This window comes from Steroidobacter gossypii, assembly GCF_016801985.1.
Classification (GTDB): Bacteria; Pseudomonadota; Gammaproteobacteria; order Steroidobacterales; family Steroidobacteraceae; genus Steroidobacter; species Steroidobacter gossypii.
The window spans coordinates 123,678-139,284 of sequence record NZ_JAEVLS010000004.1; the positions used below are offsets into that span (position 1 = coordinate 123,678).

11 protein-coding genes are annotated in these 15,607 nt (G+C 62.1%); all 11 read right to left on the reverse strand.

Annotated elements, in window-relative coordinates; genetic code table 11:
- On the reverse strand, positions 1-1,401 hold the full coding sequence (locus tag JM946_RS17775; RefSeq protein ID WP_203168697.1) for a CapA family protein: 1,401 nt from the start codon (positions 1,399-1,401) through the stop codon (positions 1-3).
- On the reverse strand, positions 1,402-4,476 hold the full coding sequence (locus tag JM946_RS17780; protein WP_203168698.1) for a TonB-dependent receptor domain-containing protein: 3,075 nt from the start codon (positions 4,474-4,476) through the stop codon (positions 1,402-1,404).
- 231 nt (positions 4,477-4,707) lie between these two features.
- On the reverse strand, positions 4,708-5,190 hold the full coding sequence (locus JM946_RS17785) for a DUF3291 domain-containing protein (protein ID WP_203168699.1): 483 nt from the start codon (positions 5,188-5,190) through the stop codon (positions 4,708-4,710).
- Positions 5,191-5,292: 102 nt separating this feature from the next.
- Positions 5,293-6,120 (reverse strand): AraC family transcriptional regulator, encoded by an 828-nt coding sequence (locus tag JM946_RS17790; RefSeq protein WP_203168700.1) that lies wholly within the window; start codon positions 6,118-6,120, stop codon positions 5,293-5,295.
- Positions 6,121-6,209: 89 nt separating this feature from the next.
- Positions 6,210-7,739: an amidase gene (locus JM946_RS17795; RefSeq protein ID WP_203168701.1), complete on the reverse strand. Its 1,530-nt coding sequence runs from the start codon at positions 7,737-7,739 to the stop codon at positions 6,210-6,212.
- A gap of 64 nt (positions 7,740-7,803) precedes the next feature.
- Positions 7,804-10,350 (reverse strand): TonB-dependent receptor domain-containing protein, encoded by a 2,547-nt coding sequence (locus JM946_RS17800; protein WP_203168702.1) that lies wholly within the window; start codon positions 10,348-10,350, stop codon positions 7,804-7,806.
- A gap of 135 nt (positions 10,351-10,485) precedes the next feature.
- The gene (locus tag JM946_RS17805) at positions 10,486-11,553 is read right to left on the reverse strand and encodes a FecR family protein (RefSeq protein WP_218042954.1); all 1,068 of its coding nucleotides are present in this window, start codon (positions 11,551-11,553) and stop codon (positions 10,486-10,488) included.
- A gap of 10 nt (positions 11,554-11,563) precedes the next feature.
- On the reverse strand, positions 11,564-12,100 hold the full coding sequence (locus JM946_RS17810; RefSeq protein ID WP_218042956.1) for an RNA polymerase sigma factor: 537 nt from the start codon (positions 12,098-12,100) through the stop codon (positions 11,564-11,566).
- Positions 12,101-12,214: 114 nt separating this feature from the next.
- Entirely contained in the window at positions 12,215-14,158 is a 1,944-nt protein-coding gene (locus tag JM946_RS17815; protein WP_218042957.1) for a glycoside hydrolase family 127 protein, read from the reverse strand.
- A gap of 8 nt (positions 14,159-14,166) precedes the next feature.
- The gene (locus JM946_RS17820) at positions 14,167-15,006 is read right to left on the reverse strand and encodes an alpha/beta fold hydrolase (protein ID WP_203168706.1); all 840 of its coding nucleotides are present in this window, start codon (positions 15,004-15,006) and stop codon (positions 14,167-14,169) included.
- A gap of 105 nt (positions 15,007-15,111) precedes the next feature.
- Complete coding sequence (locus tag JM946_RS17825; RefSeq protein WP_203168707.1) at positions 15,112-15,519, reverse strand: NIPSNAP family protein; 408 nt, start codon at positions 15,517-15,519, stop codon at positions 15,112-15,114.
- Positions 15,520-15,607 lie beyond the last annotated feature (88 nt).

The following is a 15,607-nucleotide window of genomic DNA, read 5'->3' on the forward strand; positions in this document are numbered from 1 at the left end:
TCACTTCTTCCAGGAGAGCGTGCCCACACCGGCCTTGTAACTGACCGTGGTGCCGAACGGAGCGCTCACTTCCGCGAGATCCTTGAAGATCTGCTCGGCATCGGCCGCCGGCGCAGGATAGGGCTGACCCCGCTTGCTGCGAGGCTGGCCGAACCCCAGGGACACCGGGTGCAGGCGCACTTCCTGCAACGTGCGATCGTTGTCGTAAACCACTTCGGCGATCACCGACTGCCAGTACTTGCGATCCGCGGGAAATCCGACCGTGTCGTTCTTGGAACGCTTGCTGAAGTAATCGCTGGGCAGCGACGCATGGCTCAGCCCGGTTTTCTCGTAGTTGTCGGCCGGCTGCAGCTCGACCAGATCATTTTCGAAAATGAAGTTCGCGAGCGAATAGAAGATCGGCTTGCCCTTGTAAACCTCGATGCCGCGCAGGATGTGCGGACCGTGACCAACCACCATGTCGGCGCCCGCATCGATCATCGCGTGCGCGAACTCCACCACGAACTCGGCCGGCATCCAGCGGTCTTTCGGGTTGGCGGATTCGTGCGCATGGATGCTCACCACTACCCAGTCCGCCTGCTGATCTGCATCGCGCACGCTCGCCTGCAGTTCCTCCAGGTCGGTCTTGTTCGCTCTCGAGCTGATCTTGATTTCGTCGCCGACCACGTACTCGGCGCCGCCAAACACCAGCGTACCTGCAGCGCTCTCTCCCATGTTCGAGCTCATAGGACCGCGCAGGGTCGAGAGCGTGTCGTATGTTCCTTGCGGAACCGTGTACGTGACGGTGTGGCGCAGCGGATTCAGGCCTGGCCGACCGGGCATATCCTTGCGCTGCGCGCCAGCGACGATCGGCGCGGGAAAGCTCGAGGAGGTGGAAATCAGCGCCACCCTGCCCTTCGGCGTGTCGAGATATCCCGGCTTGCGCGCCAAGGCGAGATTCTCGCCGACGCCGGCATAGACGAAGTTGGTTTTTGCCAGCGCCGCGACAGTGCTGCGCATGCCATCGACGCCGTAGTCGTTGACGTGATTGTTTGCAAGGCCGAGCAGATCGAAGCCGGCCCACGCCAGCTCATCGGTGATGAAGCGCGGCGATCCCATGTAGGTGCCGCCGCTCTGCTGCGCGCCGGGTAGATTGAAATCGTGAATCAATGTTTCGAAGTTGGTGAACGCCACGTCCGCCTCGCGGATCAGCTCGAACATGTCCTCGACGCCTGGCGCCCGGAAGGTCGACAAGCGGCGATTGATGATGGCGTCGCCGGTCAGCGCGAAGACTGTTTTGGTCTCCTCGCCCGCGGCCGATTCCCAGCCGCGGGCCGGACGCGACGGCGACGCCGCGTCCGCCGCCTGGGCGGCCAACAATCCCAGCAACACTGCTTTGGCAATCCGATTGATGTTTTTCATTTAGAAGTTCTTCGTCAGTCTCAAGGTCCAGACACGTCCCATGGCGACGCTGTTGTAGACGGCGGAGTCGTAACCGGCGGTGTCGGTGGTCAGCGGCGCGTCCTCGTTGGTGAGGTTCTTGACGCCGACGCGCACGTTCAGGTCGCTGAGCCAGCTGTCGCCGGCCGGCGTGAAGGTGTAGGCGCCGAAGGCGTTGAAGGTGACGGAGTCATCGACGCGCCAGAAATACACACCGTCGATCGGATAGACGTAGCTCGGCCGTCCCAGGGCTTGGTAAGTCGCCTCGCTGATGCTGGCGCTGGTGTCCGCGTAGTCCCCGATGTAATAGGCGCTGATGCCGGCCGACCAGACGTCGTCCTTGGACCAGGACACGTTCACCGAGCCGCGCCACTTGGTCGCGCCGTTCTTGCCCAAGCGGGTTTCCACCGCCGCGTTCGGCCCTGCCTGCCGTTCGTATTTATCGAGATAAGTCGCATCCGTGCTCACTGCCAGCCGACCCCAGTCGAAGCGCGGCGAGTTGTAAGTGATATTGAAGTCGTAACCTTCGATGGTCGCACTCGCCAGGTTGGAGTACGGCGTGTAGGTGACCTCGAGAATGCCGACCGGAGCCAGCCACTGAGACTGCGGGCGACTGGCGTTGTATGCGGCGAAGAACGCGCGATCGTCGGCGGTGATGGTGGCGGAGCGCTGGATCAGCGGATCGCCGGCATAATTCTCCGTGCCGCTGCCAAGATCGATCTGATCCAACGGCACGCCATTGGCCAACGCGGCTTGCGTCGCCGCGAGCAGCATGGCTGCGTCGTTGGCGCGGATCTCTTCGGCGATGGGGCTCGCGATCAGATTCTCCTGCTCGATCTTCCAGTAATCGACCGACATGCGCAGGCCCTCGACGAACGGCACGTCGAGCACGAAGCCGAGCGTGCGCCCCTCGGCAGTCTCCGGCACCAGGTCCTGATTGCCCTCGATACCGGTCTGGCGCTGGAACTGACCATCGACCGGCAGGCCCGTAACCGGACCGCGATACGGATCGAAGTACGAACCGACGGTGAAGCGGGTCGGATAGTTCATCACGCTCAGGTTCGGCGCGCGGAACCCTTCGTTGTACGACGCGCGAATCATCAACGCATCGACCGGCCGCCAGTCGAGCGTGAACTTGGGATTCGACGTGCTGCCGAAGTCGCTGTATTCCTCGTAGCGCATCGACGCGCCGAGTTGCAGGCGTTCGATGCCCGGCATGGCGTTCATCGAGCCGACGATCGGCACCACGACTTCGGCGAACGCCGCGGCCACGGTCCGGTCGCCGATCACGTCGCCGGCCGCCGAGGCCTGCACGAAATCGTTGCCTTCCGGATCGAGGCCCAGGTCGTTGATGCCGTTCTTGCCGGCGAACTGCGGGCGCACCAGTTCGTAATCATCCCAGCGATGCTCGGCGCCGACCGCGATCGCGATCGGACCGCCGCCCAGGTCCCACAACTCGCCGTTGACGCGCGCATCGATGCTCGCCAGGACATTACGGCCTTCCTGGTGGAAACGCTGCACGAACCCAGAGGTGACCGACTCGGGATTGGTATAAGGCGTGGTCGCAACCACCTGCCCGTTCTGTACCGCGAAGTTATATCCGAACGGGTTGTATGCAGTGCTGTCCGTGAGAGCCGTCTGCGCATGCAACGCAGTTTCACGCACGGCGTTCAACGAGTCGTCTTTGGTTTCGGCGCGCGAATACACCGCGCCTGTTTCCCACGACCAGCCGGGGGCGATGTCACCCCGCAGCCCCAAAGTAGCCGTCACCGCCGTGGTTTCAACGTCGATGGTCTCGGGGCCGATATCGGTGAAACGTTTGGAAACGATCGTGACCGATTGCGGCGTTCCCACCAGGCGTGGCGTGCCGTCCGCGTTCGGCGCGCCGGTCGGACTGTAGAAGCGCGATCCGTACGGGTTGTAGGGATTGTCGGCCGAAACCACCAACGGCGCATCGGAGTTGATGCCGTAGGCAACCGGCGGCCGCACCATGGTCGAGTCGGCGCGATACAAGGCCAGGTTGCCGAACGCGCTCAGGCTGTCGTTGACCTTGAAATCCAGCGCGTTGAACCAGTTGAACCGCTCTGTCTCCGGCACCGAATAACCATCGGCGTTGGTGTCATAGTAGTAGCCGAGCTCGGCGCCGGTGCGACTCGGCGCGCTGTTCTTGATGCCGATGACGCCGCCTTCCATCGGCGTGAGATACATCGTGGCAGTCGACGAGCCGACGCGGAACGAAGGAAAGCCGCTGGACGCGTTACGATCGAAGAACGGACCGTTGGCGGCGTCGAAGCCGGGCGCGGCGACCGCTCGCTTGTCGGCGTCGGTGGCGTTCGGCAGGTCCGAGGTCTTCAGCTCTTCGCGCTTGAGATAGTCGAAGGTGGAGATCCAGTGCAGCCGGTCGCCGAAGGCATAGTTGCCGTGCGTGAGCGTCAGGCCCATGTCGGAGCCCGAGCCGATCTCGGTGATGCCGGTCTGCACCTGCAGCTCGTTACCGACATAGTCGCTGTCGGTGACGAAGTTGATGACGCCGGCAACGGCATCGGAACCGTACACGGCGGAGGCGCCGTCACGCAGGATATCCACTCGATCCAAGCCGCGAGCAGGCAGCGTGTTGACGTTCACCGACATCTGCGGCACACCGTCTTCGGTCGAGGAGATGCCGTGCGCCGCCACCCGGCGGCCGTTCAACAACACCAGCGTGTTGCCCGAGCCGATGCCGCGCAGGTTCACCGAAGAAACGTCACCTCGTGCGCTGACGCCGCCTTGATTCGAGTCGTTGATGGGAACGTTGACAACCGCGGGCATCGCGGTCAGCAGATCGACGGGCGTGGCCGCGTCGCGCAGTTCCATTGCTTCCTGGCTGACGATGGTGACCGGCAAAGCCGCATCGTCGCTGCGCTTGATGCTGCTGCCTGTGACAGTGACTTCCTCCAGCGGCGGCGTGTCCGCTGCGGTGGCGTTCTGCGCGCCTGCCGCTTGCGCATGAGCAAGCGCGGCAACAACGGCAAGCGCAACTACGCTGCGGGAAGATGATGGCTCAGTAGCTCTGGACACGGCGAAGCTCCCCAAAGTTTTGCTGTGTTGGCCCCCGTGCTCAAAGCTAACCAACACCCCTTGAGGACTGCGATGAAAAGGCGCGCCCTGGCTATAACCTGCCGTTATTCTCCGTGCTGGATTGCTTCATGGTGAGGCAACAGGTCCCGGGTGGCGACCTGTTTAGGTGCTCGAGGAGCATTGCAACCGCCAGGAATGACCGGGCCTTTCCTGCGGGTCCTGTTCCGCGCTCTAGAAATCGACAGTTGCTGCGCGAGCAAGCGGCAGCGCATTCGGCGGAGGAAAAGGTTTGTTGAACAGGAACGCATCTGGCGAAGGCCCCATGCGTGACAGCCTATCGAGTCGCGCCTTGCCTTCGGCAATCGTTGGGCGATGTCCCGCCTCGACCCACCACAGCGCCAGGTGAAAGTCCATTCGATCGAACCATTCCCGGCGGCGACGCATGATCTGTCGGTGAGCCTCGCTGCGATAAACGAAGCGCGCCAGGGAATCCACGTCCTTCCACACCGACATGTTGATCGCGACATTGGGATTGTCGAACGCCTGAATGTCCAATGCGTTGTTCCCCTCGCCCACCAATCGCCAGATAAAGCCCGGCGCAGATTCCGCTAGCGCGTTGACGCGATCCAGTTCCGCAACGAAACCGGCGTTCACGGGATCGGACATGGGCACGCGAAAGGTCGCGATATTGATTTCGGCCAGCTGGTACTGCATCTCGCCTCCCTCTTCGGAAATCGAGGAGCGAGCGTATTGGGCAAGGATGCGAGGCGTCTTGAAGAAAATTACCCTGTGCCGCTGTGGCACGCACGGCGGAGGTCAGCTGCGATACTGGCCCGGTGTCGCGGCGACGAGTCGCTTGAAGCTTCGTTGCAAATGAGCCTGGTCGGAGAATCCGGCCGCGAGCGCCACTTCCGCAATCGGCCGCCCGCGACGAAGTTGCGAGCGGCTGAACTCGATGCGGCAGTTCGTCACGTACGCATGAGGTGTCATTCCGTATTTGTCATCGAAAGCGCGGATCAAATACGAAGGCGATAGATCGGCCGCTGCGCAGATTTCCTCCAGCTTGATCGAGCGCATGTAGTTATCTCTGATGAATTCCGCCGCGCGCGCCAGACCTCGATGCCGGTGGCTTGGCGAGCTCGGAGCGGGACTCAGCACCTGCTGCACGGTCGTCATGAATGCCTGTGCCTCGCAGTGCTTCTTCAGACTGTCCGCTTGCGGATCGGTCAGCACGTCATGAAGGCGATATAACCCGGCATACAGGCTTGGATCTGTCGTGGCGGTTGCCAGGAAAGGTCCAAATCCATCGCTGCAACTGCTGCCGAGCGTCTGCTGGATGGCGGTCAGCCAGGAGACGTCGAAGTACAACATCCGGTAGGACCAGGGGCCGCTACCGTCCGGGTTGCACGCGTGTGCGTCCCCGGGATTCATCAATACCACGGTGCCAGCACCGATGGCCTGCCGCGTTTTCCCGTTCAAATAGATGCAGCGGCCGTTCGTGACGACACCGATGGAGAACGTTTCATGCGCGTGCTTTCCGTAACGGACGGTGCGACCGTCATCGATCGAACGCGCCTCGACGAAAGGCAACGTGTCGTCGTGCCAGAACGTCGGTTCAGATGGTTTTCGTACCAGGGTGGCCACGCTGTTCGTCCATCACATCCATGATTCCCGGATGCTACGGCGGCCATTGTACCGTAGCCGGGCTCCGGCCTTGAATCAGGACTGCTTGTCTAGCTCCGAATTGCCGCCGGAACCGTCTGCCCGATCCACGGCGAGGCTTTCTCGTAGGCGTGGCCGATCTGGAGCACCGCCAGGTCGGCGTGCGTGGGACCGATGATCTGCATGCCGATGGGCAGGTTGCTCGGGCCGCCAAAGCCGGCGGGAGCAGAGAGCGCAGGCAGGCCGGCCATGGTCACCGGCAACGTGACTTCCATCCAGCGATGGTAAGTGTCCATGGTCCGGCCGGCGATCTGCGTGGGCCAGCGGAGATCGGCATCGAACGGAAACACTTGCGCGCTGGGCAGCACGAGGAAATCGAATGTCTCGAACGCTCTGCGGAACGCCTCGAAAATACGAGTGCGCCCCAGCTGTGCCTCGGTGATGTCGCGGGCGCTGAGCTTGCGATAGCCGTCCACTTCCCAGATCGCTTCGGGCTTCATCATCGCCCGCTCGCTGGGCCGGTCCGCATGCGGCAGAAGGTCGGCGCCAACGGACCAGTGACGCAGCGTCACCGCGGTCCGCCACATCGCGTCCGCTGGTTCGGCTAACGTGGTGGCCTCGACGGACATGCCGATGTCCCGGAACGCCCCGAGCGCTTTTTCGCAGGTTTGCAGCACGCCCGGCTCCATCGGCAATGCGCCTCCCAGGTCGCCGAGCCATCCGATCCGCTTGCCCTGCCACTGCCGATCCAACGGTGTGGCGAACATGGCGGGATCTTCCTTGAGCGAGAAAGGCGCACGTGGGTCCGCGCCTGCTTGCACCGACAATAGCAGCGCCGTATCGCGCACCGTCCTCGCCATCGGTCCCGAGGTTGCGAAAGTCTGGCCGAAGACATCGCCCGAAGGCACGGATGGCACTCGCCCGAACGATGGGCGAAAGCCGAACACGTTGTTCCAGGCAGCCGGGTTGCGCAGAGAACCGCCGAAATCGCTGCCGTCAGCTAACGGCATCATCCGCAGTGCCAGCGCCACGGCGCCGCCGCCCGAGCTGCCACCGGCAGATCTGCTGGGATCGTAGGCATTGCGCGTCACACCGAAAATCGGATTGAAGCTGTGCGAGCCCAATGCGAATTCAGGAACGTTGGTTTTTCCCGTGAAGATCGCGCCCGCCGCACGCATGCGCGCGACCACCAACGAATCCGCTTCAGCGACATTGTTTCTAAAAATCGGCGAGCCTCGGGTATGCGCGAGGCCCCGCGCCGCGGCGGTGTCCTTCACTGCATGCGGGAAGCCGTGCAGGGGTCCGCGAAACGAACCTTTGGCTGCCTCTTCATCGAGCGCCGCGGCTTCTCGCAGCAGCAGATCGCCGTCGCGACGCGAAACGATGGCATTGAACTTAGGGTTGAGCGCGTCGACTCGCGCCAAATGCGCCACCATCAACTCCCGACTCGACAGGTCCCGGCGGCGAATAGCCGCCGCCAGATCGACAGCCGTCATCCCGAGAATGTCACTTCCCTGCTGCGACCCGTGCGCCGGTGTGCTGAACGTTTCACCAACCATCGCCACTGCCGGTAGCGCCGCAAGCAATTCTCGCCTGGTCATCTTCGTACGCTCGCCCATCATCACTGGTAAGCCCTGTTTCGTGGCCGAAAGCCGGCCGCCCCGGTCAAGGGTTGAAGTTCCAATTCAGCGTGATGCCGAACGTGCGCGGACGATTGATGAACTCGTTACGACCCGTGCCCGTGGTGAAGATCCCATATCCGAAGGTCACAGCGCGCCGATCCGTGAGATTGGTGACAAACAAGCCGAGATCGAAGCGCCCGAGGTCGAAATTGGTGCGTACGTCGAACTGGTTGTATCCGGCCACGCGAACGAACGGCTGCTGCAGCGTCTCCGGCGCATCCGACAGATAGCGGTGCGACAGGATCACGCTCGGCGAGAGCACGGTAGCGAAGTTATAGGTCAGGGTGTTCGAAATCTGCCATTCCGACGCGCCCGGCAGCTGCGTGCCATCGAGCAGCGGCGGCGAGGCGATCATGACGGTTTCCGTCAGTTCGGCATCGAGATAAGTCACGTTGGTGGTAAAGGTCAACGGATCGATCGGCCGAATCGCCGCAGCAAGTTCCACGCCGCGACTGCGAGCGGTGCCTGCGTTCGTGCCGTAGGTGAAGTTGTCGGGACGGACCAACCGCACCTGGATGTCTTTCCAATCGATGTAGAACACGCTGGCGTCGATCTGCAGCAGGCCGTCCATGAGCAAGCTATGAGAGCCGAGCTCGTAGTTCCACAGCTCGTCGGAGTCCCAGCTGCTCGGCGTGTCGAAGCCCGGCAGCTCCGCCACGGTGTTTGGATTGCCGAAACGGAATCCTTTGGAAGCGAGCGCATAGATCGTGTGGTCCGAATTGGGCCGATATGCGAGCGAGATCTTGGGCACGAAGCCATCGCCAAGGGCTTCGCGCTCGGGAATGAACACGGGGCCGTTCGGCGCCTGAATGCCGTAACGCTCCAGGCGCAACGCATAGCGCGTATCGAACAACCGGCCGCCCAGCGTCAAGGTCCAGACTTCGGCGAACGTCAGGCTCGCTTCACCAAACAGCGCTTTTTCGTAGCCGTTGCGGAAACTGTAGCTGCGGTTGAAGAGGTCGCCTTCCAGCAGCGCTGGGTTGTAACGCGCGGAGAGAGCATCGAAGCCGCCCGGCGCGTACGACAACGTCGCGACTCTGGATTCGGTATCCGAGTACATCGCGCCGACCACCCACTTGAGCGCGCCGCCGTCCTTGGACGACAGCCGCGCCTCGATGGTTCGCATGTTGGTCGTGAAATCCTCGCGCGACAGCACGCCGTTGGGCACGAAGTTGCGGACGGAATTCGACAACGAGACGTCGCTGTCGAGAACGTGATCTTTGTCATGGGTGGACGCGAGCACAGTGAGATTGGCGAAGCTCACGTCCTGTTCGAGCCGCAGCGAGTGCAGCTCGATGGTGTATTCCGATGGCACCGCAAAGCGCGTCGAGCGGTGGTACGGCCCGAACGTGCTCTGCACGGTTTGGAAATCTTCGAGCTTGTTTTCCTGGTACAGGCTCAGCAGCGACAGCGTGGTCGAGGCCGAGGGCGTGAACACGATGGATGCGCGCCCACCGTTCACTTCGGTATCGTTCGAGCCGTCGACGCCGGTGCCGACGTTGTCGATGTAACCGGCGTCGGTGCGCGTCGAACCGACGACACGCACCGCCAGCTTGTCCGCGATCAGCGGCATATTGAACATCGCCTTGGCGGTGTAGCTCAGATCGCCACCCGAGTGGTCGATGCTGCGCACGGTGGTTTCGGTGCCAGCATTGAACTGCGTGGGATCGGCGATCTTGACGATGTAATTGACGGCGCCGCCGAGCGATGATGAGCCGAACAGCGTGCCCTGCGGACCGCGCAGCACTTCGACCCGATCGAGGTCGAACGTATCGATGTCCGGAATGCCGGACGCGTAACTCGGCTCGGACAACGGCACCTCGTTGATGAAGTAGCCGGTCGGCCCCTGCCCCTGGTCCACACCGGCGGTCGTGCCGATGCCGCGGATGGTCACGGTCGACTGACCGGAGGTACCCTCATTGAAGACAACGCCGGGCAGGCGGCCCAGATAATCGGCATTGCTCTGCGCGCCGATGGCCGCGAGCTGAACTCCGCTGGTTGCCGATGCTGCGCCGGCCAGGTCGCGCAGACGCTCTTTACGTTTGGTCGCGGTGACGACGACTTCTTCGAGGCCGCTCCCGGTGGATCTGGCAGCGGGTGCGTCGCCGCCGCGAACTGCTTGCTTATCGCCGCTCTGCTGAAACGCCACCTGAGAGACGCGCATGCGCTCGCGCGACGTCGCGTTCGCAGGCAGGCTCGATGTGGCGCCGGCCGGTCCTGCCTCGATGAGTGGTACGATCGTGATCGCCTTGTCACCGAGTACGCGATACGTGAGCCCGGTGCCATTCAGCAAGCGACGCAGCGCTTCGTCGGTGCTGAGCTCGCCTTCTATCGACAGGGAACGCAGTGTATCGACGATCTCGGTGCGATAGAGCACCTGGAAGCCATGCTCTCTCGCCAATGTTTCCAGCGCCGGGCCCAGCTCCTGAGCACGTATGTGTGTCGAGCGTTTGATCGAGGCCCAGCTCTCGGCCGCAAACGAGAATCCGACCACGGACAGTAACAGCACACCCACGCTTGCCGATTTCACGAGCACTCCCCGCCTTGTGACCAGGCTTTTGATGACCGCCATCCGACATGACGATGGCGTTACAGGGGACATAGGGTGCCGCTGGCAGGAAAGTGGATACCGGAACGTTCGAGATATTTGTTGCGCACGAGCCGATCAGCGCAAGGCGATCACGACAGTCGCCTCGCTCTCCTCGATTCTCAACGCCGGTTGCTCGCGTAAGAACTGCAGCAGCAACGTTGGATCGGTGGAAGCATACACACCGCTGATACGCATCTCCGCCAGTGACGGATCGCCGATGACCAGCTGGCGTGCGTTGTGACGATTGAACTCCTCGACGACGTCGGCGAGGCGCGAGCCGGAGAGCACCAGCGAACCTCGTGTCCATGCAGTTGCCGCGGCAATGTTGGCCGGCGCCGGTTGAAAACTGCTGGAGTCATCTGTCCTCAGCTGCTCGCCCGCATCCACGAAGATCTCTGGCGGGGCGACTTGGATGGCGGACACTGGGGAGATCTCGGGACTCGTGCCAGCCAGCGAGCTGACCGCGACTCTGCCTTCCAGCACTGTGACCGTTGTGGCGCTTTGCTTGCGATCGACGTCGAATACCGTGCCGACGGCGCGGACGGAGAAATCTCCGCTGGTCACCACAAAGGGGCGCTGGGGGTTCTTGGCTACATTGAACAGCGCCTGCCCTTCCAGCAGTTCGATATTTCGGGCGCGCTCCGTGAAACGCACTTTCAGGCGGGTGCGAGAGTTCAGTTGCACGCGACTGCCGTCGGCCAGCACCAGGCTGCGCTGCTCCCCGATCTCTGTTGTATATGTGGGCTCACGCCATCGCTCGTATCCGATGAATGAACCCACTGCGATCGCGATGAACGCAACACTCGCTGCGGCGGCCAGTTGCAGGCGCGAGCGAGCCGCGGGGCGTGAGCGGACGGCAGTTGCTCCGGTACTCGTCAGGGAAATGACGTCGGCGCTGGCCTTCCGCGCCCGCTCGACGAGGTCCGCCGAGCTCGACTGCCGCGAGGCGTCGACCAACGGAGCGTCATCCCAGACTTCGCTGACCTCCAGATAGGCGCGCAGATGCTCGGGGGACTTGCGCACCCAGGCATCGAAACGCTGTTTGCCGGCCGCATCGACATCGCCCATGCGCATATCGACGAACCAATCGCACGCCTCCTCGTAGATCTGCTGGTTGAAATCCGCGCTCATACGTTTACTCACACCCGATCCCTCACTCCTTTGGCTCCAACCGTTGCCGACAATGCAGCAACGCCTTGGCCAGATACTTCTTGGCCATGGGCCGGGACACCCCGAACTGCTCCGCGATTTCCTCGATGGAGAACCCGTCGCGACGATGCAGCACCAATGCCGCTTGCGCTCGGGGCGAGAGGTCCTTCAGGGCTCGCTCCAATTCCTCCACGCGTTGCTGGGTCTCGGTCTGCGCGGCCGGGTCGTTTTCCGGGACGGTTTGCACCTCGGCCAGCACGTCGAGAATGTCGAGCGCGCTGCTCTTGGCCTGGCGAAGGCGATGCTGGTACAGCACGTGGTTGGCCAGAGCGAACACATAGGCCTCCGGCATTCGGATACTCTCGTGGTCTTCCACCCTCAGCAGGCGCAGGAACACCTCCTGCACCAGGTCCGCCGCATCCGCTGCACTCCGGACTCGCGCCAATAGGAATCGCCGCAACCGCCTACCGTGCTGTGCCTCGACGGCGGCTATGAATGCCTGTTTTTCTTCCAGGGTCACTGACTCCCGCTCCACGGACATTCCGCTCCGTAGTGCTAGGGTAGTCGAGCGCGAAAAGTGGATACCAGTGCGGCGAAAATACCTGATCGAGGTACGGTTACAGCCTGGCCGGAGTTCGTCTAGGCCTCGAGGACATCAACCTGCGGGCGGTTCGATCTGCCAATAGGTCGCGTAGCGCTCGTGCGCAATCCGGTAGTAAGGGATCAGTCGCACAGTCTTCTGGTCCGCCGACACGAGCAAGAATTCATTCGCTGTGTCACCACGACGGATGCTCCGGGCGACGGTATCGGGATCACCGCGTAACTGTGGTGGCGTAAACGGTGAATCGTTGTACTTCCCGATCCGCCGTTCATTGACGATGATGTCCGAGCCCTCGCCCAGCCCCTCACGTCCCAGTGCCGCCGCGAGAACCAGCGGACCATAGGTGAAAGCGACGATGTCCGGGGCCGACGGCGCCGAGTCGGTGGCGACTTCCATGATGAGCTGCAGTTCGATCTCATCGCCGCTGCGCCACTGGCGCGATACGTCGACATAGCTGCTCGGAGTGCTCGAGCGCGCCGCATCTTTGCCGTTGACGAGCACGACGGCAGCCTTGCTCCAGCGCGGATGGCGCAGTTTGAGCGTGAACTCCGCCGGCTGGTCGAGCTGCAGCTTCAACCGGGTCCCGGCTGATTCCGGGAAATTCGTTGTCTGTGTCAGCACCACGCCCTGCTCTTGCCAACGCACGGTGGATGGAATGAACAGGTTTACATAGAGAGAGCTGACGTCGTGGAAATAGATCGAATCACGATACTTCACGTGATTCTCCATGCCCGTGCCGGTGCAGCACCAGAACGAGTCCTCCGGCGTGTGGTACAGCTTCATGTAGCCCGGCCGTGCGCCCTGAAAATAGGTCGCCATCCCGCTGTCCGGATCTTGCGATGCCAGGATGCCGTTGTAGAGCGTGCGCTCGTAGTAGTCGGCATACCACGCCTGCGGATCGTGCATGAACAGCGCTCGCGTGAGCTTGAGCATGTTGTGCTGGCAGCACGTTTCGGACGCCTTGGGGGAGAAGACGTGCCTGGCGAAGTCCGCCATCGGGAAGAAGTGTTCGTTGTCGCCATGACCTCCGGTCGCGAACGAGCGCGTCAGAGCGACTGTTCTCCAGAAGAATTCCGCAGCGTCGTTGTACCTGGCATCCCCGGTGACCTCGTAGACGCGCTGAAAACCGACGACCTTCGGGACTTGAGTGTTGGCATGCAGACCGTCGAGGTGATCCCGGCCCTTGGCGAGCGGCTCCAGCAGGGCCTTGTGAGAAAAACGCTGCGCCATCCGCCGGTAATCGGCATTACCGGTCAGCGAGTAGAGATCTGCGAAGACTTCGTTCATCCCGCCATGCTCGGTGTCGAGCATTGTCTCGAACTGCGCATCGGAGAGCGGCCGGGTAGCATCGACCGTCCAATCCGCAAACTTCAGCAGTACGGCGCGTGAAGTATCGCTGTGGGCCATCAACGTCGCATCGCGAAGCCCGGCGAAGATCTTGTGTAACGTGTACCACGGAACGCCGGTGATCTTCTCGCCACGCAAATGCGCTTCGACCAACGCGGGTCCTTTCGGGAACGCACAGACCAGCCCACTACTCGAGGCCTTCTGGCAGGCCGCAAGCTCGTCCGCAATGTATTCGATGCGTTGTTTGAAGCGCTTATCATTTGTCGAGCGATACGCGAGCGCGCACGCCGATAGATAATGGCCGAGAGTATGGCCGTGACAATTGATGTCCGCCCAGGTGTCCACGGACTCCCAGCCTCCGTAAACCGGCGCCTTCGGCTTTAATCCCGCATTCACGCGGAAGTTGTGCAGCATCCGGTCCGGCTGGAGTTTCAGCAGATAAGCTTCCGTCATGCGTTGCGCATGCAGGAACGGCCCCTCGGCCAGATCCACAGCACTCATATCGAACGCTTGCAGCTTGGGAGCCGCCCCGTCCGCCTGCTTGGACATTCCGAACACCGGCGTCGGCGCCACTGCAGCCCAGCCGGTTATGAGGCTCGCATGAGCGAGGAAGCGGCGGCGAGACGAGCTTGTGCAGTCGTGTTCTTTCATGAGCGATGTTACTTGACCGCTTTGCCCGAGGGCTGGTTGCGATCGTTCACCGACTGCTCGATCAGCGTGGCCACTCCCCGAGGATCCTCCTGTTGAGCGACGTGCCTGCCCGGAAAAGTGCGAATGGTCCAGCCTCGGGCAACGGCTCGCTGCCAGCTCTTGTCCGTCTTCGCTCGCTGCTCGGCAGACTGGTCCTTGGGAATGAAGGCCACATAGGTCACTGGCAGCGCCAGGGCGGCAGGGTTCTTGTAAGAGACCGGCTGGTTGAAGCACTTGATCGAGTGCTTCACGCTGTGCGGCGGCGGTGTGCCGGGCTTGACCCAAGGCACTTGCATGAAACCGTCGACGAAACGAGTGGGATCCTGCTGCCTGCCGCCAAACAGATCCCACAGCGACATGCCGTCATCGGGCACGGCGGCGTCGAGAAACACGACGTGTCGAATCCGCTCGGGAATCCGATCCATCACACCGGTGATCACCATGCCCCCGTAACTATGGCCAGTGAGCACGATGTCATGCAGGTCCTCGTACAGAATCAGATTGACCACATCGTCGATGTGGGTCTGCAGATCGATGTCGGGACTGTTGAGGTGCTCACGCTCGCCGAGGCCCGTGAGCGTGGCTCGGTAAACGGTGTGACCGTCGTCGCTGAGGAACTTGCCTGTGCTCTTCCACTCCCAACCACCGGCCGTGGCGCCGTGAACGAGCACAAACGTGTACTTCTCGCTCGCCGCGTAGGCGCGGGACCCCAGAGAAACACAGATCAGCAAGGCAACCAGCAATGCGAACACACGAACCGCAGTTCGTGTGGTCGCAAAGTACATCTTGTTATGCGCCACTGCTTTCATCCCGACGAATCGCTGCGGCAACTCTATCGGGCGTCCACGGTTCTCGCAATAAACTCCTACAAATAGATGGCATCCAGTGAGGCTGGCGGCGCGGCTCTCGACCGGCTACTTCATCGGCGAGTAGTCCGTGGCCTGAACGAACGTCGATTCCACCTTGAGCACGATCTTGCCGTTCGCCTCCGAGGCCGCCCTGACCTGTTTCCATTCGGGATCGGCGAGGAACGCAGCCCAGCTCTGCGCGGCGGCCTGGCGGCTCTTGTGAGCCAGCAGATATACGAGCGTGTTGCCCGCCCGCTCCGGATCTTGAGGTGTCCAGTAGGCCACATTGACCATGCCGTGGCGCTCGAACAGCTTCAGGGTGTGCTCACGAAATCTTCGATGCAGATCTTCCAGCTTGCCTTCGGCCGTGGTGTAGGTGCGAATTTCGAACACACGAGACGTGTCCTCATCGGCGCGCGACGTTGCGACCATTCCGAACGCCAAGGCCATCACGGCAAGAAACGGCAACTTCATGGGACTGTACCTCGCATTGTTCAAATGATGAGAATCAGCAGGTCCGCAAGATGCGGTTGGGATAATCGTAGCACCGATCGTCACATTG

What these genes read in the sequence shown, in the direction of transcription:
- JM946_RS17795 (WP_203168701.1), bottom strand. Translation starts at nt 7,739, where the DNA reads ATGACCAGGCGAGAATTGCTTGCGGCGCTACCGGCAGTGGCGATGGTT.
- JM946_RS17825 (WP_203168707.1), bottom strand. Translation starts at nt 15,519, where the DNA reads ATGAAGTTGCCGTTTCTTGCCGTGATGGCCTTGGCGTTCGGAATGGTC.
- JM946_RS17810 (WP_218042956.1), bottom strand. Translation starts at nt 12,100, where the DNA reads ATGTCCGTGGAGCGGGAGTCAGTGACCCTGGAAGAAAAACAGGCATTC.
- JM946_RS17785 (WP_203168699.1), bottom strand. Translation starts at nt 5,190, where the DNA reads ATGCAGTACCAGCTGGCCGAAATCAATATCGCGACCTTTCGCGTGCCC.
- JM946_RS17820 (WP_203168706.1), bottom strand. Translation starts at nt 15,006, where the DNA reads ATGAAAGCAGTGGCGCATAACAAGATGTACTTTGCGACCACACGAACT.
- JM946_RS17815 (WP_218042957.1), bottom strand. Translation starts at nt 14,158, where the DNA reads ATGAAAGAACACGACTGCACAAGCTCGTCTCGCCGCCGCTTCCTCGCT.
- JM946_RS17775 (WP_203168697.1), bottom strand. Translation starts at nt 1,401, where the DNA reads ATGAAAAACATCAATCGGATTGCCAAAGCAGTGTTGCTGGGATTGTTG.